This window comes from Achromobacter sp. JD417, from assembly GCF_041879325.1.
Taxonomy (GTDB): Bacteria; Pseudomonadota; Gammaproteobacteria; order Burkholderiales; family Burkholderiaceae_B; genus Achromobacter; species Achromobacter mucicolens.
In genome coordinates, this window is record NZ_CP087159.1 from 4,680,900 (window position 1) to 4,698,683 (window position 17,784).

The window sequence follows — 17,784 nt, forward strand, 5'->3', positions numbered from 1 at the left end:
AAAACGGCGCGCCCAGGCGCGCCGTTCGTCACGCAACTGTTGTTGGAATCAGTACGTCTCGAAGTGCAGCCGGCCTTCACGGCGCAGCGCATCATGCAGGATAGACCAATCCTCGCCCGACTGCACCACCACATCGCGCAGGGCGTCCAGCACGCCGACTTCCATGCCCTTCAGCCCGCAGACATAGATGCAGGTATTGCGGTCGGCCAGCAGCCCGCGCACGTGCGCGGCCCGTTCGCGGATCAGATCCTGCACGTAGCGCTTGGGCTGGCCGGGTTCGCGCGACAGCGCCAGGTTGATGTCGATGAAATCGCGCGGCAGCTTCATCAACGGGCCAAAGTACGGCAGCTCACGTTCGGTGCGCGCGCCGAAGAAAAGCATGAGCTTGCCGATGTCCGCCGTGCCGATCAGGCGGCGGCTGCGTTCGGTCATCGCGCGCATCGGGGCAGAACCCGTGCCCGTGCAGATCATGATGAGATTGGCCTGCGGGTGGTTCGGCATCAGGAAGGTGTGGCCGAAGGGGCCGATCACCTGCACGGGGTCGTTCTTGGCCAGGTCGCACAGATAGTTGCTACACACGCCATGCGCGGCCGCGCCGCCGTGGTCCTGGGTGACGCGCTTGACGGTCAGCGACAGGTTGTTGTATCCCGCCCGTTCACCGTCGCGCGGACTGGCCAGCGAATACTGGCGCGCGTGATGCGGCCGGCCCTGCGCATCCACGCCCGGCGGCAGGATGCCGATGGACTGGCCCTCCAGCACCGGGAACGGCTGCTCGCCGAAGTCCAGCACGATGTGGTGAATGTCGCTTTCCGTGTCGGCGCCGGTGACGCGATAGTTGCCCACCACGGTCGCGGTGATGGGCGTCTTGTGCGTGTAGAGATTCACGTAAGGGTGCGCGGCCGACCACGGCGGCACCGCGGCGCCGGGCGTGGCGGCCGTCACGGCCGCCGCCTGCGCGAGGCCCGATTCGGCCTGCGGCGCCGGCATGGGCTGACCGCCCTCGCCCGCCGCCGCCGCATCTACCGGCAGCGGCTTTTCCTGCGGCAGCTCTTCCCAGCCCAATTGGTCCTGCACCGAATAGGCCTCGGCCCGCACGACCAGCCGCCAGTTGTCGATCGAGCCCGTCGGGCACGGCGGCACGCAGGCCATGCAGCCGTTGCAGATTTCGGGATCCACCACGTAGTTGTTCGAATCGTGGGTGATCGCATCGACCGGACAGGTCTCTTCGCAGGTGTTGCAGCGGATGCAGATCTCGGGATCGATCAGATGCTGCTTCAGGACTTCCACCGGTAATGGGGCGTTCATCGCGGTCCTCCCTACGCGCGGGCACGCGGCCCGCGCGGCCTTTAGTTGAAACGCACGTACTCGAAGTTCACCGGCTGGCGGTTGATGCCCATGACGGGCGGCGCGATCCAGTTGGCAAACTTGCCCGGCTCGGTGACGCGGCCCATCAGCGACGCGACGAACGCGCGATCTTCCGGCGTGGGCAGCCACTTGTGCTGGTTGGCCTGCCACTGCGACTCGGACAGGATCTCGCCTTCGGGCGACATGCGGATGCCGGCCAGGGTGCCGATCTGGCGGTTGAACGCCTTGTGCGGCACCTGCAGGCGAAACGCCAGGCCGCTCTTTTCGATCACCTTGTTCCAGCGGCCGATGCCGGCCACCGAATCGCGGATGAAGTCGTCGCGCAGCACTTCGTTCAGCGCATTGAGCATCGGCACTTCGGTCTCGGACAGCTTGCCGTTGCTGACGTTGAGCACCCGGTAAGTGTCGTTCTTCAGTTGATGGTCGTCGGTGCGCTTGCTCTCTTCGTACCGTCCCTTCAGGCCCGAACCGTAGAAGATGGCGGCGTTGGACGACTGGTCCGCGCCGAACAGATCAATGGTCACGCTGTAGTGGAAGTTCAGGTAGCGCTGAATGGTGGGCAGGTCGATCACGCCCGCCGCGCGCACGGCTTGCGGGTCGTCGGTCTTCAGTTCCTTCATCACTTCGCAGGTGCGCTGGATGACGCGCGAAATGCCGGACTCGCCCACGAACATGTGATGCGCTTCCTCGGTCAGCATGAACTTGGTGGTGCGCGCCAGCGGGTCGAAGCTGGATTCGGCCAGCGCGCACAGCTGGAACTTGCCGTCGCGATCCGTGAAGTAGGTGAACATGTAGAACGCCAGCCAGTCCGGCGTCTTTTCGTTGAAGGCGCCCAGGATGCGCGGGTTGTCCGAATCGCCCGAGCTGCGTTGCAGCAGCGCATCGGCTTCCTCACGCCCGTCACGGCCGAAATAGCGGTGCAGCAGGTACACCATTGCCCACAGGTGCCGCCCTTCTTCGACGTTGATCTGGAACAGGTTGCGCAGGTCGTACTGCGATGGCGCGGTCAGGCCCAGGTGCCGCTGCTGCTCGATCGACGCTGGTTCCGTGTCGCCCTGCGTGACGATGATGCGGCGCAGGTTGGCGCGGTGCTCGCCCGGCACGTCCTGCCACACGTCGCGGCCGATGTTCTCGCCAAAATGGATCTTGCGCTGGCCGTCCTGCGGCGCCAGGAAGATGCCCCAGCGGTAGTCAGGCATGCGCACGTGATTGAAGTGGGCCCAGCCATCGGGCTCGACGCTGACCGCCGTGCGCAGGTAGACGTCAAAGCCGTGCGAACCGTCGGGGCCCATGTCCTGCCACCATTGCAGGTAGTTGGGCTGCCAGTGTTCCAGCGCGCGCTGCAACGCGCGGTCGCCGGACAGGTTGACGTTATTGGGAATCTTGTCGCTGTAGTTGATGCCGGACATGTCTCTCTCCTGATTTTTTTACGATGGGCCGCCAGCCGCGCGGCGCTCAGACGCGGTTCCAGTCGAATGCCGCCTGCTCGCCCTTGCCGTAAAGCTTGAGCGCGCCCTTGTCGCCCGCCGCATTGGGGCGGTTGAAGATCCAGTTCTGCCAGGCGGTCAGCCGGCCGAAGATGCGGGTTTCCATGGTTTCCTGCCCGCCAAAGCGCAGGTTTGCCTCCAGGCCCGTCAGCGCATCGGGCGACAGCGCGCGGCGCTCTTCCAGCGCCAGCCGCACCTCGTCGTCCCAGTCGATGCTGTCGGGCGCATAGGTGATGAGGCCCAGCGCCAGCGCGTCGGCGGCCGGCAGGCTGCGTCCGGCCTGCGCGCGCACCGCTTCCAGCGGACCGGTCTCGCCGTAGAAACGGCGCTGCAGGCGGCTTTGTCCATTCACCATCGGGTACGCGCCGAAGTTGCGCTCGCCCACCACGAGACGCGGCGGCGCGGCGTCGATGTCTTCCTCGTCCTCGACGTCCAGCATGTAGCTGCGGTCGGCCGCCAGCGCCAGTTCCAGCAGCGTGCCGGCAAAGCAGGAGCCCGGCTCGATCAGCGCGAACAGGCTGCGGGACGTGACATCCAGCCGCGCCAGCGTGCGGCGCAGCATGCCAGCGGTCTCGCGCACGAACCAGTGGCCCGCGTGCTGTTCCAGCGCCGCATCCGCCGCCAGCACTTGCTGCGCGTCGCCCTCGGTCTTGAGGATCCAGGTGCCGATATCCAGTTCATTGGTGCGCATCGTCAGGATGGCGTCGTCCAGCTCACGCGCCATCTGCAGCGGCCACCAGGCCGCCCCCGCGGCAACGATGTCCGCAAGGCCGGTTTCCACTTCCCCTTGCGGCGCACGCACGGTCCAGGTGGCTTGACGCTTTTCGCGGTCGAGCTGCACGTCGACATAGCGATAGGACAGGCTGCTCTCCGTTTCGGTGCGTTGCAGCGGTGTCAGCGCCACGCCCTGCTCGCCTGCCGGACGGTCGCTGTCCTGCGCCAGGGCAAGCGCGCGGGCCCGGACTTCCTCCTCGAAGCGGGCGGGCTTGACGACGTCGTCCACCAGCCGCCAATCCTTGGCGCGCTGCCCCCGCACGCCCTCGACCAGCGTGCAGAAGATGTCCGCGTGGTCATGGCGCACGCGGCGCTTGTCGGTCACGCGGGTCAGCCCGCCCGTGCCCGGCAGCACGCCCAGCAAGGGCACCTCGGGCAGCGCAACGGAAGACGAGCGGTCGTCGATCAAGAGGATTTCATCGCAGGCCAGGGCCAATTCATAGCCGCCGCCCGCGCACGCGCCGTTCAGCGCCGCGATGAACTTCAGCCCGCCGTGGCGGCTGGAGTCTTCGATGCCGTTACGGGTTTCATTGGTGAACTTGCAGAAGTTGACCTTCCAGGCGTGGGTGGACAACCCCAGCATGAAAATGTTGGCGCCGGAACAGAAGATGCGGTCTTTCATGCTGGTGACGACCACACTGCGTACTTCGGGGTGTTCGAAGCGGATGCGTTGCAGGGCGTCGTGCAGTTCGATGTCGACGCCCAGGTCGTACGAATTGAGCTTGAGCTTGTAGCCGGGGCGCAGGCCGCCGTCTTCGGCCACGTCCATGGCCAGGGTGGCGACCGCACCGTCGAACGTCAGGCGCCAGTGCCGGTACTGGGCGGGATCGGTCCGGAAGTCGACCCGGTTGATGGGACTGCTCATCGTGTGTCTCCTCGTACGCCCTGTTCGCTGACAGGAAAAATACTGCACTACATGAATTATTATGCAGATTAGTGCAGGCGTTTTGGAGCGTCAAGCAGAATATGCAGGAAAGTGCAGGTGCTTGGGTTTGGGGGGCGCTTGCTTGGGGCGGTGTCAGACACCCCGTTGAGAGGATCGTCAGCTTGTGACGGCGGTTAAGCGGGTGTCAGACACCTGGGCAATCTAGGCATGCTGCCACTTAAAAGGTGTCTGACACCCGGCAGAAGGGTTCGTCGCACTGATAAGGCGCCACGAGGGTGTCTGACACCTGGCCATCGACACCTGGCCAGTCGCACCGCTACAGCGGCAACCCGCAGGCCTTGCGGACCTGCGTGCGCAGGCCGGCGAAGCTCTCCGCCACTTCCAGGTTGCTGGTCACCCAGGTCAGGTCGGCTTTGGCGTAGAACGCTTCGCGCCCGGCCAGGATGCGCTTCAAGTCGGACATGGCTTCGTTGTTGCCGGACATGGGGCGGAAGTCGCCCTGCGCCATGACGCGTTCCATGTGCTCTTCGGGCGTGGCGCGCAGCCAGACCGTATAGCAATGGGTCAGCAGCAGGTTCAGTGTGGCGGGTTCGGACACCAGCCCGCCCGGCGTGGCCAGCACCATTTCCGGATAGATCTGCACCGCCTCTTCGAGCGCGCGCCGTTCGTAGCGTCGATAGGCGTTTGGACCATAGAGGTTATGGATTTCCAGGATGCCGCAGCCGGCCACCCGCTCGATCTCGCGGTTCAGTTCCACGAACGGATAGCCCAGGTCGTCGGCCAGCATCTGGCCCAGCGTCGACTTGCCCGCGCCGCGCAGGCCGATGAGCGCCACGCGCTGCGTGCGGTTGGGCCGCTGCGCGCCGGCCCCCACACCAAAAAGCTGCGTCAGCGCTTCGCGCGCGCGCTGCAGATCGGATTCGGTGCGTCCGCTCAGCAACTCCCGGATCAGCAGCCAGTCCGGCGATTCCGTAGTGACGTCGCCGACCAGTTCGGCCAGCGCGCAATTGAACGCCCGGGCAATCTGCAGCAGCACCAGGATCGACGCATTGCCGACGCCGTGCTCCAGGTTGGCCAGGTGCCGTTCGGATACGCCGGTCGCCTGCGACAAGCCCTTGCGCGTCATGCCGCGGATGGCGCGCAGGCGGCGCACGCGCTCGCCCAAGGCGATCAGGAAGGGCTCGCGCCGGGGTTCGATGGGCGCCGTGTCTAGCGCTTGATTCATGGTTCGACTGACTCCGCAAAAACCCTGATTACCGCTCTTTTATGCACTATAGTGCTTGACCCACATCAACGGAAGCACTATTTTTCCATCCAACGAGTCCACAGCCGATCCGGTGCAAAAAAACAGCAGTCCAAATGCGGACTGCCTGAGCGCCGACAGTGTAAAGGAGCCGCTTGGTGAGTACGCCCGACCAATTCCACGCCCTGATGCGCGATGTGACGCGCCTGACGGCCGGCCAGCCGCTGGACGCGGCGCTGCAGACCCGGCTCAACCAGGCGGCCGGCCCGGAGAGCGCCCTGTTCCAGGACATCTTTGCCACCTGTAGGCAGGGCGTGGCCGACGGCTGGATGTGCAACCGCGAAGGCGGCGGCATCAAGTACGGCCGGGTCATCAAGCCCGCCGACGACCTGGGCGGCTGCTCGGTGGACGTCGTCGACATGGATGACCTGGCCGGCCCGCACCACGCCCATCCCAACGGCGAGATCGACATGATCATGCCGCTTACCGGCGACGCGCGCTTTGACGGCCACGGCGCGGGCTGGCTGGTCTACGGACCGGGCTCGGCCCACCGCCCCACCGTCACGCGCGGCCGGGCCCTCGTGCTGTATTTGCTGCCCGGCGGGGCCATCGAATTCACGCGCCCCGGCTAAAAGACCGGCCCGGACGCCGCAACCGTGCCGCCAACAACAACCACAGGCACGGCGTCCACCCACCAGGACACCAGGAGACAACCGTGAATACCTGCCCCGCCGAACTGAATTTCGCCAGCCATCTTGCCGCGCTGAACGCGCCGCGCGCCGCCAAGCCGGCCTACATCGACGACACGCGCCAGCTCACGTATGGCGAGCTTGCCGAGCGGGTGGCCCGCATGGCCGGCGCGCTGCGCAACCTGGGCCTGCGCCGCGAGGAACGCATCCTGGTGCTGATGCAGGATACGGCCGACTGGCCGGTGGCGTTTCTGGGCGCCCTGCACGCCGGCGTGGTGCCGGTGGCTGTCAATACCCTGCTCACCGCGGACGATTACGCCTACATCATTGCGCACAGCCGCGTGCGGGCCGTGTTCGTGTCCGGCGCCCTGCTGCCGGTGCTGCAGGCGGCGCTGGCTCAGGCGCCGGCGGATGTCGAACATCTGGTGGTGTCGCAGCCCGGCGCGGGCTTGCCCGAAGGCGCCCACGCGTTCGACACGCTGCTGGCCGCCGCCCCGCTGGCGCCCGCCGCAAGCACGCTGTCCGACGAAATCGCGTTCTGGCTGTATTCGTCCGGCTCGACGGGCAAGCCCAAGGGCGTGGTGCACACCCACGGCAACCTCTGGCACACGGCGGAACTGTACGCCAAGCCCGTGCTCGGCATCCGCGAAAGCGACGTGGTGTTTTCGGCCGCGAAGCTGTTCTTCGCGTACGGCCTGGGCAACGGCCTGACCTTTCCGCTGTCGGTGGGCGCCACGGTCGTGCTGATGGCCGAGCGCCCCACCCCGCAGGCCGTATTCCAGCGCCTGGTGCGGCATCGCCCCACCGTGTTCTATGGCGTGCCGACGCTGTATGCCAGCATGCTGGCCTCGCCCGACCTGCCGCCGCGCGAGCAGGTGGCGATGCGCATCTGCACATCCGCCGGTGAAGCCTTGCCGCGCGATATCGGCGAGCGCTTCACGCGCCATTTCGGCTGTGAAATCCTGGACGGCATCGGCTCGACCGAGATGCTGCACATCTTCATTTCCAACCGCTCGGGGCAATTGCGCTACGGCACGACGGGCAAGCCCGTGCCGGGATATGAAGTGCAACTGCGCGACGACAACGGCGCGCCCGTCGCGCCCGGGGCCATCGGCGATCTGTACATCAAGGGGCCCAGCGCCGCGCTGATGTACTGGAACAACCGCGACAAGACGCGCCAGTGCTTTCTGGGCGACTGGTTAAAGAGCGGCGACAAATACGTTTGCGATCCCGACGGCTACTACACCTATGCCGGACGCAGCGACGACATGATCAAGGTCAGCGGCCAGTATGTGTCGCCGGTCGAGGTCGAGAACATCCTGATCCAGCACGAGGCGGTGCTGGAGGCGGCCGTGATCGGGGTGCCGGACCACGACGGGCTGGTCAAGACCAAGGCCTATGTGGTGCTGCGCGACGGCTTCGAACCGGACGCGCAGACGGGCGCCGCCTTGCAGCATTACGTGAAGCAACACCTGGCGCCGTTCAAGTATCCGCGCCAGATCGATTTCCTGGAGGAACTGCCCAAGACCGCCACCGGCAAGATCCAGCGCTTTCGCCTGCGCGCGCTGGAAGAGGCGTCGCTATGATGGCGGCCGCCGAATCGGATACGGTCTTTGCCGGCATTCACGCGCGCGGCCGCGATCTGCGGCTGGAATGCCGCTGGATCGCGCCGGAGCGCACGGACGCCCCGCTCATCGTCTTCCTGCATGAAGGGTTGGGGTCGGTGTCGATGTGGAAGGACTGGCCCGTGCAGGTGTGCGAGGCCGTCGGCTGCCGCGGGCTGGTGTATTCGCGCTACGGATACGGCCGGTCCACCGCGCGCCCGCAGGAGGATGCGTGGCCCGTGGACTTCATGCACCGCGAGGCGCACGACGTCCTGCCGGCCTTGCTGGAGGTCCTGGGCGTGAACGCGCGCCGCGACAAGCCGGTGCTGTTCGGCCACAGCGACGGCGGCTCGATCGCCCTGCTTTACGCCGCCCGGTATCCGGACGCGGTAGCCGGTGTGATCGCGGCGGCCCCGCACATCCTTGTCGAAGACGTGTCCGTGACCAGCATCGCGGCCGCGCGCCGCGTCTATCTGGAATCGGACCTGCGCGCGCGGCTGGGCCGCCATCACCAGGATGTCGACTCCGCGTTCTGGGGATGGAACGACATCTGGCTGAACCCGGAATTTCGCGCCTGGAACATCGAGGACGATCTGAGCCGCATCACCTGTCCCGTGCTGGCCATTCAGGGCACCGGCGACGAATACGGCACGCTGGCGCAGGTGCACGGCATCCGCCGGCGCGCGCCGCAGACCGAACTGCTGGAGATTCCGGATTGCGGGCATTCGCCGCACCGGGATCAGCCCGCCACCGTTATCCAGGCCGTCGCACGCTTTGTCGGCGCGCTGGAAAAACCCGGTTGACACAGGCCGCGCATCAAGGCCCCGCGTCCGCCCATAACAAGCACGGAGACAAACCATGAACCACGTCCTGACCCGGGCCGCGCTGGCCGCCGCCCTGACGATCGCCACAAGCGGCGCGCATGCCGACGACAAGCTCAAGGTCGGCTTCATGCTGCCCTACAGCGGCACGTTTGCCGCGCTGGGCAACGCCATCGAGAACGGCTTCAAGCTTTACGTTGCCGAGCAAGGCGGCAAGCTCGGCGGACGCGAGATCGAATACTTCAAGGTGGATGACGAATCCAATCCGGCCAAGGCCGCCGAAAACGCCAACCGCCTCATCAAGCGCGATCAGGTCGATGTGCTGATCGGCACCGTGCATTCGGGCGTGGCGATGGCGCTGGCCAAGGCGGCCAAGGACGCCGACACCACGCTGATCGTCACCAACGCGGGTGCCAACGCGATCACCGGTCCGCTGTGCGGCCCGGGCATCTTCCGCACCTCGTTCACCAACTGGCAGCCGGCCTATGCCATGGGCCCGGTGGCGTACGCCAAAGGCCACAAGACCGCCGTGACCATTACGTGGAAGTACGCCGCGGGCGACGAGGCCATCGGCGGCTTCAAGGAAGGTTTCGAGAAGGCCGGCGGCAAGGTCGTGCGCGAACTGAGCCTGCCGTTTCCCAACGTGGAATTCCAGTCGCTCCTGACCGAGATTGCCGCGCTCAAGCCCGACATGGTGTTCACCTTCTTTGCGGGCGGCGGCGCCGTGAAGTTCGTGCAGGACTACCACGCGGCAGGCCTGGACAAGACGATTCCGCTGTACGGATCGGGCTTTTTGACGGACGGCACGCTGCAGGCGCAAGGCGCATCGGCGCAGGGGCTGCTGACCACGCTGCATTACGCCGACGGCCTGAACACGCCGCGCGACAACGCCTTCCGCGCCGATTACTCCAAGGCGTACAAGATGCAGCCGGACGTCTACGCGGTGCAAGGCTATGACGCCGCGCAGCTCATGCAATCGGGGCTGACCGCCGTGAAGGGCGACTTCACGAAGAAGGACGCCTTCCGCAGCGCCATGCGCACGGCGACCGTGGACAGCCCGCGCGGCTCGTTCACGCTGTCCAAGGCCGGCAACCCGGTGCAGGACATCTACCTGCGCCGCGTCGACGGCCTGGAAAACAAGGTCGTCGAGGTCGCGGTGCAGAAGCTGGCCGACCCCGCCCGCGGCTGCAAGCTGTAGCCCGCCGAACGCGTCCGCCACGGGAGGCCCCATGGACATCAGCATCCTGCTCATCCAGAGCCTGAACGCATTCCAGTACGGCTTGCTGCTGTTCCTGGTGGCCAGCGGCCTGACGCTGATCTTCGGGATCATGGGCATCATCAACCTGGCGCACGGCAGCTTCTACATGATCGGCGCGTACATGGCGTTTGCGCTGGGCCCGCTGGTCGACCGCTGGCTGGGCGGCGGGTTTCTCACCACGTTGGCCGTCTGCGTGCTGGCGGCCGGCGTGATGGGATACCTGCTGGAAGCCGCGTTCTTCAGCTACCTGTACAAGCGCAATCACCTGCAGCAGGTGCTGATGACGTACGGCCTGATCCTGGTGTTCGAGGAACTGCGCAGCATTCTGGTGGGCAACGACGTGCATGGCGTGCCGCTGCCCGAATGGCTGCGCGGCAGCATTGCGCTGGGCGACGTGATGACCTATCCCGTCTACCGCCTTTTCATTTCCGCCGTGGGCATCGTCGTCGCGCTGCTGCTGTACTGGATGATCTCGCGCACGCGGCTGGGCATGATGCTGCGCGCCGGCGCCAGCAACCGCGAGATGATCAGCTCGCTGGGCATCGACATCAACAAGCTCTACCGCGTCGTGTTCGCCGCAGGCGTGGCGCTGGCGGCGCTGGCCGGCAGCATCGCAGCGCCCGTGTCGTCGGTGTATCCCGGCATGGGCAACGGCGTGCTCATCATCTGTTTCGTGGTGGTGGTGATCGGCGGCATCGGGTCGATTCGCGGCGCCTTCCTGGCCGCGATGCTGGTGGGCTTTGCGGAAACCTTCGGCCAGGTGCTGTTCCCTTCCGCGGCGGGCGTGCTGGTCTATCTGCTGATGGCCCTCATTCTTCTCTGCAAGCCCGAAGGGCTGTTCAAACAGGGCTAGGTCCTGTCGACCTCAAAAGGACCCACGCATGCGCGCGCCTCTGCTTAACCGACTTCTGCCCATCGCCACGCTGCTGGCGCTGGCGGCCTTTTCCTTCAGCGGCAGCGATTACTACACCGGTCTGGCGGTGAAGATCATGATCTACGCGATCTTCGCGCTCAGCCTGCAACTGCTGGTGGGCGGTGCGGGCTTGGTTAGCCTGGGCCACGCCGCGTTCTTCGGCATCGGCGCCTACGTGGCGGCGCTGTTGTCGCCCGAGTCGGAAGCGGCCAGCCTGTGGTGGCTGCTGCCGGCCGCCCTTCTGGCAGCCGCCGCGTATGCCCTGGTGACCGGGGCACTGGCCCTGCGCACGCGCGGCGTGTACTTCATCATGGTCACGCTGGCGTTTTCGCAGATGGCGTACTACGTGTTTCACGACACCAAGATCGGCGGCGGCAGCGACGGCATCTATCTGTATTTCCGGCCGGAACTCTCATTGGGCGGCTGGATGCCGTTCGATCTGGGCAACGCCGGCACGTTCTATTTCTTTGTGCTTGCCTGCCTGGCGCTGACGTGGGGCTTTCTGGCGTTGCTGCGCCGCTCGCCATTCGGCGCGGCGCTTGCCGGCATCCGCATCAATGAACAGCGCATGCGTGCGGCAGGCTATTCGACTTATCCCTACAAGCTGGCCGCCTATGTTGTCGGCGCCACGCTGGCCGGCCTGGCGGGCTTTCTGTTCGCGCTGAAAGATGGCTTCGTCACACCGGAGCTGTTGGCCTGGGAACAGTCGGGGCTGGTGCTGCTGATGGTCATCCTGGGCGGCATGGGCAGCCTGGGCGGCGCGGTGCTGGGCACGGTGACGATGGTGCTGCTGCAAGAGCTGTTCCAGTCGCAGGAGCTGTTTGGCGACTACGCGCGCCATTGGCACCTGCCGCTGGGCCTGGCGATCATCGCGCTGGTGGCGCTGTTGCCGAACGGACTGGCAGGCCTGCCGGCCCAATGGCGCGAACGCCGCCAGGCGCGCGCCGCGGACGTTCGCAAAGACGCGGCGCCTCTGGCCCGCGCGGAAAGCAAACCGGCGGCCGCGCGCCTGCCCCTCCAGGGAGAACGCCATGTCTGATGTCCTGCTCTCGGCCGCCGCGGTCACGCGCCGCTTCGGCGGTCTTACCGCGGTCAACGGTGTATCGCTCGATCTGCTGCGCGGCCAGGTGCATGCCGTGATCGGCACCAACGGCGCGGGCAAGTCCACGCTCATCAACATCCTGTCGGGCGAACTGGCGGCCAGCAGCGGCCAGGTCACGCTGGGCAGCCGCGACATCACCACCTGGCCTCAGCCCGAACGGGCGCGCGCCGGGCTGGGCCGCAGCTACCAGCGATCCACGATCTTTCCGGAACTGACTGTGTTTGAAAACTGCCGGCTGGCCGCGCAGGCCAGCCGGCAGCGCTTCTGGCACTGGTGGCGCGATGCCGCCAGCTGCCGGCGCAGCGCCGAATTGGCGGGCGCGGCGCTGGACCGCACGGGACTGACCGGCGACGCGCGGCAACCGGCCGGCCTGCTGCCGCACGGCCGCAAGCGCCAACTTGAGATCGCCATGTGCCTGGCGGGCGAGCCGCAGGTGCTGCTGCTGGACGAACCGCTGGCGGGCATGGGCCCCGAGGAAACCGACCGCATCCTGGATCTGCTGCAGACCCTGAAGGCGGGCCACGCGATCCTGCTGGTCGAGCACGACATGGACGCCGTATTCCGCATTGCCGAAACCATCACCGTCATGGTCAACGGCAGCGCCATCGCCAGCGGCGCCCCCGCACAGATCCGCGCCAATCCGGAAGTGCGCACCGCCTACCTGGGCGAAGACGGACAAGGAGCGCATTGATGCACGCGCTGATCGAAGCAGGCGGCCTGCATGTGTACTACGGGGCCAGTCACGTCCTGCGGGGCGTGGACATGCACATCGCGCCGGGCGAATCGGTGGGACTGGTGGGCCGCAATGGCATGGGCAAGACCACGCTCATCCGCAGCCTGATGGGCCACGTGAAAAGCGCGCAGGGCAACGTGCGCGTGCGCGGCAGCGACTGCACCCACGCGCAGCCCCATGCAATCGCCCGGATGGGGGTGGCCTATGTGCCCGAGGGCCGCGGCATCTTTCCCAACCTGAACGTGCGCGAGAACCTGCAGGTGGCGGCGCGCCCGGGCAAGCGCGCGGGCCAGGACTGGACCTATGCGCGCGTGCTGGACACGTTTCCCCGGCTGCGCGAACGCCTCGCCCACGGCGGCCAGCAGTTGTCGGGCGGCGAACAGCAGATGCTGGCCATCGGCCGTGCGCTGATGACCAACCCCGACCTCCTGATTCTGGACGAGGCCACCGAGGGCCTGGCGCCGCTGATCGTGGCCGAGATCTGGCGCATCATCCGCGAGATCCGCGCCACCGGCATGTCCACGCTGATCGTGGACCGCAACTACCGCGCGGTGCTGGAACACACCGACCGGTGCCTCGTGATGGAAAAGGGATTGATCGTGCAGGATGGCGACAGCGCGTCGCTGGCCCGGCAGCCCGAGCAGTTGACGCGCTATCTGGGGGTGTAGCGGCGCGGCGCCTGGGGCGAATGCCCGCGAAGCGCCCGCGCCGCCGGAGCAACCGTCAGATCACGGCTTCGATCAGGAAGGGACCGCGCCGCTTCAGGCCTTCGGCCAGCGCGCGCGCAAAGCCTTCGACCGTATCCACGCTGACTGCTTCCACGCCCATGCCGCGCGCAAGATGGGTCCATTCAAGATGCGGATCTTGCAGGTCCAGCATGCGGCGCGCATTGCGGCCCGGTTCCTGCACGCCCACGTTCTTCATCTCGCCATGCAGCGTGGCGTAGGAACGGTTGGCCAGGATGATGGTGAGGCAATCCAGATTTTCGCGCGCCTGCGTCCACAAGGCTTGCAGCGTGTACATGCCGCTGCCGTCCGCCTGCAAGGTCACCACCTTGCGGTCGGGGCACGCCACTGCCGCGCCCGTCGCCAGCGGCAGGCCGATGCCGATCGCGCCGCCCGTCAGCATCAGCCAGTCGTGCGGCGCGCTGCTGACGCTGTACAGCGGAAACTCGCGGCCCTGCGTGATGGACTCGTCGCAGACGATGGCCTGTTCGGGCAGATGATGCGCGACCAGGATGTTGACGGCGGCGCCGGTCAGCTTGCCGGACGCGGGCACTTCATAACTGGCGGCGGGCGCCGTCAGGCGCGGCGCATCGGCGGCGATGCCCAGTTCGTCGGCCAGCCACTCCAGCGCGTGCGGCAGGTCCTGGTCGGCCGTGGCCAGCACCACCTGGTTGCTGTCCTGCGGCGCCAGCAGGCTGGGCTTGCCGGGATAGGCAAAGAAGCCGACCGGCGACTTGGCGCCCGCCAGCACCAGGTGCTTGACGTCCTTGAGCTTGGCGACGGCCAGATCGATCGGATACGGCAGACGGTCCACCGGGGTGCGCGAGCCGCCGCGCTCGATGCGGCGGTTCGACGTTTCCGACACGAGACGCACGCCGGTGGCGCGCGCAATGCGCCCCGCCGCGTTCAATGCGCGCTCGCGCAGCGCGGCGCCGCCCAGCATCAGCACGGTGACTTCGCCCGAGCGGATGGCCGCCGCGGCGGCGCGCACGGCATCGGCGGTGGTCTGCGCCAGCGCGTCGTCCTTGGCCACGATGGGCGCGGGCGCGTTATCGGGCAATTCGGTCCAGGCCGTGTCGGCCGGCAGGATCAGGGTGGCGATGTTGCCCGGCGCACGGCGCGCCACGGCCACGGCCTCGGCGGCGTCCGCAGACAGGGCCGACGCCGTCATGGTGCGCTTGACCCAGTGCGACATCGGCCGCGCCACGCCTTCGACGTCGCTGGTCAGCGGCGCGTCGTACTGGACGTGATACGTGGCGTGGTCGCCCACGATGTTGACCATGGGCGTGCGCGCGCGCTTGGCGTTGTGCAGGTTGGCAAGGCCATTGCCCAGGCCCGGGCCCAGGTGCAGCAGCGTCGCCGCCGGCTTGTCGGCCATGCGGGCGTAGCCGTCGGCGGCGCCGGTCACCACGCCTTCGAACAGGCCCAGCACGCAGCGCATCTTGGGCTTGCGATCCAGGGCCGCCACAAAATGCATCTCGGATGTGCCCGGATTTGCAAAGCAAACGTCCACATCATTGGCAAGCAAGGTGTCGCAGAGGCTGTCGGCGCCGTTCATCGTTGTTTCCCTGGTAGTTATCAATGGCAGGCGGGTGGCAAGGCCACCCGCGCAACGGACATCATAGGTAGCCTGGCGGATTCGCGATAGAGCCATTTACGATCGGGCGCATGGAACCATTCCGGACGGGGTTCCGTTTGGCGGAACAGACCAGGGCGGCGTCCGGGGAGCGGACGGCCGCGCCGGGTTCGGGCGCCGTCAGAACGTGGCGCGCAGCGCGAGGCGGAAGGTGCGCGGCTGACCGAAGTAATTCCAGTAGTTGGTGTTGCCCACAGACTGGTAATAATTCCGGTCAAAGAGGTTGTCCACGTTGAACTGCACCGCCAGGTTCTTGTTGACGTCGTAGACCGCATGCAGGCCGACCAGCGTGTACGCGCCCTGCGAGATTCGGTATTCGTCCTCATCCGGACCGCTGGCGTTGAAGATGCCGCTTTGCGCGTAGACCGAGCCGCCCACGCGCAGCTTGTTCCATTGGTCGGGCAGACGGTAGTCGGTGGACACCTTCAGCAGATGGCGCGGGTAGGTGCTGGCGAACGTCTGGCCCGACTGCGGTCCCTGCGCGTACTTCGACTGCGTGTAGGTATAGCCCAGGCTGACGTTCCAGGCCGGCGTGATCGCGCCATTGATCTCGAAGTCCACCCCGCGGTTGCGCACCTTCTCGGCGGGGCGGTAGCAGGAAAAGATGCCTGGCGGGCACAGGTCGCTGTCGTCGATCAGGTCGGCCCGGCCCTTCTGGTCCGTCTGGAACAGCGCCAACGCGGCGTTCACCCGGCGGTCCATGAACTCGCCCTTCAGGCCGATCTCGTAGTTCTGCCCCGTCATCGGCGGCAGCACGCCGCCGTCGACGCCGATGTTTTCCTGCGGCTTGAAGATTTCGGTATAGCTGGCGTAGGCCGACAGGTTTTCGTTCAGGTCCTGCACCACGCCCGCATACGGCGTGACCTTGCCGCGCTGCTCATAGCGGCTTTCGGTGCGCACGGTGGTCTGCGCAAAGCGGTCGAATTCGAACCAGCTCATGCGCGCGCCCAGGATGAAGGTCGTGCTGTCGGTCAGGCTGAAGCGGCCGGCGGTGTAGATGCCTTGTTGCTTCTGCGTGATGTTGTACTGCCACATGTGCGCGTCCAGCCCGGTCGGCGCGGGCGGATTGAAGGCTCCCAGGTCGTTCATGTCGACGAGGTAGCGATAGCTGGCGTCGCGCCCGCCGTGATAGTCGAAGTCGTCCTGGCGGGTGGTGGCGCCCACCACCAGCTCATGCTGGCGGCCCAGCAGCTGGAACGGGCCGGACGCGTAGGCGTCCACGCCCCATTGCGTGTCGTCGTACTGGAACAGGCGCGGGTTCAGCGTGAAGGTGTCGCCCGTCGTGCGTTGTGTGTAGTTGCCCAGGAAGTCCGACTTGGCGGACAGCCAGTTCCCGGCCACGGTCAGTTTCCAGCCATTGCCGAATTCGTGCTTGATGTCGGCGAACAGGTTGGTGTTGCGCTTGTTCAGGTAGTTCCAGTCGCCGACCAGGGCGGTCTTGCGCGACATCGGGTAGAACGAGCCGTCAGCCCGCGTCGGCAATCCGGACCAGTCATAACCCTGGTTGCGGTCCTTCTGGTACGTCAGGCCGGCCGTCACCGTGGTGGCGGGCGTGATGTCGGCCTCCAGGATGCCGTAGAAGAGCGAGTTTTCCTTGCCCGCCCGTTGCTGGAAGTCGCCCGCGTTGGTGTAGGCCATCACGGCGCGGCCGCGCAGCGTCTTGGCCTCATTCAAGGGCGAGGACACGTCCAGCATCGTGCGGTAGTCGTCCCACGACCCCGCCGACAGCGTCATGACGCCTGTGGTCTCGTAGCCGGGCCGCTTGCGCACCAGGTTGATGGCGGCCGCCGGATTGCCTGCGCCCTCCAGCAAGCCCGTGGCGCCGCGCACGACTTCCACGCGGTCATAGATCTCGGTGGTGGGCTTGTTGATGGCGTCGAACGAGTACGCGTTGCTGATGTTGGCCGGCACGCCGTCGATCTGCAGGTTGTCGATGAGCTGGCCGCGCGCCTGATACACCGAACGCTCCGAGCCGTTCTGCACCACTGAAATGCCGGTGGTCGCCTGCAGCACGTCGTCCAGATTCTGCATGGACTGGTCGTCCATGCGCTGGCGCGTCACCACTGTCACGGATTGCGGCGTTTCGCGCGGCGACAGGTTCAGGCGCGTGGCGCTGTTGGTGACCAGCACCACGTACGTACCGCTGGTGTCCACCGGCGGCAGCATGCCGGATACAGTGACCGGCGCGAGGGTCGTGGTCTGTGCAGCCGGCGCGCGCCGCAAGGTCAGCGTGCCATCTGCCGCGCGCGCGGATTCCAGGCCGCTGCCGGCCAGTGCCACACGCAGCGCCGCATCCATCGTGTAGACGCCCTGCACGGCCGGGGCATTCAGGCCGCGCACGAGGTGCGGGTCGTAGGACACCACGGTCCGGGTCAGCCGCGCAATCTCGGTCAGCGTGGCGTCCAGGCTGCCGGCGGGCAGGTCGAATGCGATGGGCGCCCGGGGCTGGGCGTGGGCCGGCTGGCCCAGGCTGGATGCCGCCAGGACCACGGCAAGGCTAAGGACGCGGGGAACAGGCAAAACGCGCATGAGGGTCTCCGATACGTTG

Annotated in this window: 14 protein-coding genes; 8 read left to right on the forward strand and 6 right to left on the reverse strand. The window is 66.7% G+C overall.

What is annotated here, in order from left to right; all coding sequences use genetic code 11:
- Nucleotides 1–48: 48 nt before the first annotated feature.
- The 4 genes from boxA to LN047_RS21650 all read right to left on the reverse strand — a co-directional run bounded on the left by boxA (nt 49) and on the right by LN047_RS21650 (nt 5,737).
- A complete protein-coding gene (gene boxA / locus LN047_RS21635; RefSeq protein ID WP_373980142.1) occupies nt 49–1,305 on the reverse strand; it encodes a benzoyl-CoA 2,3-epoxidase subunit BoxA in 1,257 nt (418 codons plus the stop codon).
- A 41-nt stretch (nt 1,306–1,346) separates the two neighbouring features.
- Nucleotides 1,347–2,774 (reverse strand): benzoyl-CoA 2,3-epoxidase subunit BoxB, encoded by a 1,428-nt coding sequence (boxB, locus tag LN047_RS21640; RefSeq protein ID WP_056326758.1) that lies wholly within the window; start codon nt 2,772–2,774, stop codon nt 1,347–1,349.
- A gap of 46 nt (nt 2,775–2,820) precedes the next feature.
- Nucleotides 2,821–4,491 (reverse strand): 2,3-epoxybenzoyl-CoA dihydrolase, encoded by a 1,671-nt coding sequence (boxC, locus tag LN047_RS21645; protein ID WP_373980143.1) that lies wholly within the window; start codon nt 4,489–4,491, stop codon nt 2,821–2,823.
- 337 nt (nt 4,492–4,828) lie between these two features.
- The gene (locus LN047_RS21650) at nt 4,829–5,737 is read right to left on the reverse strand and encodes a helix-turn-helix transcriptional regulator (protein WP_062841711.1); all 909 of its coding nucleotides are present in this window, start codon (nt 5,735–5,737) and stop codon (nt 4,829–4,831) included.
- A gap of 176 nt (nt 5,738–5,913) precedes the next feature.
- Here LN047_RS21650 and LN047_RS21655 point away from each other — a divergent pair, with 176 nt between their 5' ends.
- The 8 genes from LN047_RS21655 (at nt 5,914) to LN047_RS21690 (ending at nt 13,543) form a co-directional block, all read left to right on the forward strand.
- Nucleotides 5,914–6,387: a DUF4863 family protein gene (locus LN047_RS21655; RefSeq protein WP_373980144.1), complete on the forward strand. Its 474-nt coding sequence runs from the start codon at nt 5,914–5,916 to the stop codon at nt 6,385–6,387.
- 83 nt (nt 6,388–6,470) lie between these two features.
- Nucleotides 6,471–8,030, forward strand: a complete 1,560-nt coding sequence (locus LN047_RS21660) for a benzoate-CoA ligase family protein (RefSeq protein ID WP_373980145.1) — start codon at nt 6,471–6,473, stop codon at nt 8,028–8,030.
- Nucleotides 8,027–8,851 carry an alpha/beta fold hydrolase gene (locus LN047_RS21665; RefSeq protein WP_373980146.1) on the forward strand — a complete coding sequence of 275 codons (825 nt, stop codon included), beginning with the start codon at nt 8,027–8,029 and terminating at the stop codon, nt 8,849–8,851. Before LN047_RS21660 ends, LN047_RS21665 begins: the two co-directional genes overlap by 4 nt.
- 55 nt (nt 8,852–8,906) lie before the next feature.
- Nucleotides 8,907–10,067 (forward strand): ABC transporter substrate-binding protein, encoded by a 1,161-nt coding sequence (locus LN047_RS21670; protein ID WP_373980147.1) that lies wholly within the window; start codon nt 8,907–8,909, stop codon nt 10,065–10,067.
- Between the two features lie 31 nt (nt 10,068–10,098).
- Complete coding sequence (locus tag LN047_RS21675; protein WP_056326745.1) at nt 10,099–10,980, forward strand: branched-chain amino acid ABC transporter permease; 882 nt, start codon at nt 10,099–10,101, stop codon at nt 10,978–10,980.
- Between the two features lie 28 nt (nt 10,981–11,008).
- Nucleotides 11,009–12,079, forward strand: a complete 1,071-nt coding sequence (locus tag LN047_RS21680) for a branched-chain amino acid ABC transporter permease (protein WP_373980148.1) — start codon at nt 11,009–11,011, stop codon at nt 12,077–12,079.
- Nucleotides 12,072–12,833, forward strand: coding sequence for an ABC transporter ATP-binding protein (locus tag LN047_RS21685; RefSeq protein ID WP_373980149.1), 762 nt, complete (start codon nt 12,072–12,074; stop codon nt 12,831–12,833). Before LN047_RS21680 ends, LN047_RS21685 begins: the two co-directional genes overlap by 8 nt.
- Complete coding sequence (locus LN047_RS21690) at nt 12,833–13,543, forward strand: ABC transporter ATP-binding protein (RefSeq protein ID WP_180098105.1); 711 nt, start codon at nt 12,833–12,835, stop codon at nt 13,541–13,543. Before LN047_RS21685 ends, LN047_RS21690 begins: the two co-directional genes overlap by 1 nt.
- Before the next feature lie 55 nt (nt 13,544–13,598).
- On the opposite strand, the gene LN047_RS21695 is transcribed toward LN047_RS21690, so the two are convergent.
- Both LN047_RS21695 and LN047_RS21700 read right to left on the reverse strand, forming a co-directional pair.
- Nucleotides 13,599–15,158, reverse strand: coding sequence for an acetolactate synthase large subunit (locus LN047_RS21695; RefSeq protein WP_062841703.1), 1,560 nt, complete (start codon nt 15,156–15,158; stop codon nt 13,599–13,601).
- A 198-nt stretch (nt 15,159–15,356) separates the two neighbouring features.
- On the reverse strand, nt 15,357–17,765 hold the full coding sequence (locus tag LN047_RS21700; protein ID WP_175155095.1) for a TonB-dependent siderophore receptor: 2,409 nt from the start codon (nt 17,763–17,765) through the stop codon (nt 15,357–15,359).
- Nucleotides 17,766–17,784 lie beyond the last annotated feature (19 nt).

What these genes read in the sequence shown, in the direction of transcription:
- boxA (WP_373980142.1), bottom strand. Translation starts at nt 1,305, where the DNA reads ATGAACGCCCCATTACCGGTGGAAGTCCTGAAGCAGCATCTGATCGAT.
- boxB (WP_056326758.1), bottom strand. Translation starts at nt 2,774, where the DNA reads ATGTCCGGCATCAACTACAGCGACAAGATTCCCAATAACGTCAACCTG.
- boxC (WP_373980143.1), bottom strand. Translation starts at nt 4,491, where the DNA reads ATGAGCAGTCCCATCAACCGGGTCGACTTCCGGACCGATCCCGCCCAG.
- LN047_RS21650 (WP_062841711.1), bottom strand. Translation starts at nt 5,737, where the DNA reads ATGAATCAAGCGCTAGACACGGCGCCCATCGAACCCCGGCGCGAGCCC.
- LN047_RS21665 (WP_373980146.1), top strand. Translation starts at nt 8,027, where the DNA reads ATGATGGCGGCCGCCGAATCGGATACGGTCTTTGCCGGCATTCACGCG.
- LN047_RS21670 (WP_373980147.1), top strand. Translation starts at nt 8,907, where the DNA reads ATGAACCACGTCCTGACCCGGGCCGCGCTGGCCGCCGCCCTGACGATC.
- LN047_RS21675 (WP_056326745.1), top strand. Translation starts at nt 10,099, where the DNA reads ATGGACATCAGCATCCTGCTCATCCAGAGCCTGAACGCATTCCAGTAC.
- LN047_RS21680 (WP_373980148.1), top strand. Translation starts at nt 11,009, where the DNA reads ATGCGCGCGCCTCTGCTTAACCGACTTCTGCCCATCGCCACGCTGCTG.
- LN047_RS21685 (WP_373980149.1), top strand. Translation starts at nt 12,072, where the DNA reads ATGTCTGATGTCCTGCTCTCGGCCGCCGCGGTCACGCGCCGCTTCGGC.
- LN047_RS21690 (WP_180098105.1), top strand. Translation starts at nt 12,833, where the DNA reads ATGCACGCGCTGATCGAAGCAGGCGGCCTGCATGTGTACTACGGGGCC.
- LN047_RS21695 (WP_062841703.1), bottom strand. Translation starts at nt 15,158, where the DNA reads ATGAACGGCGCCGACAGCCTCTGCGACACCTTGCTTGCCAATGATGTG.
- LN047_RS21700 (WP_175155095.1), bottom strand. Translation starts at nt 17,765, where the DNA reads ATGCGCGTTTTGCCTGTTCCCCGCGTCCTTAGCCTTGCCGTGGTCCTG.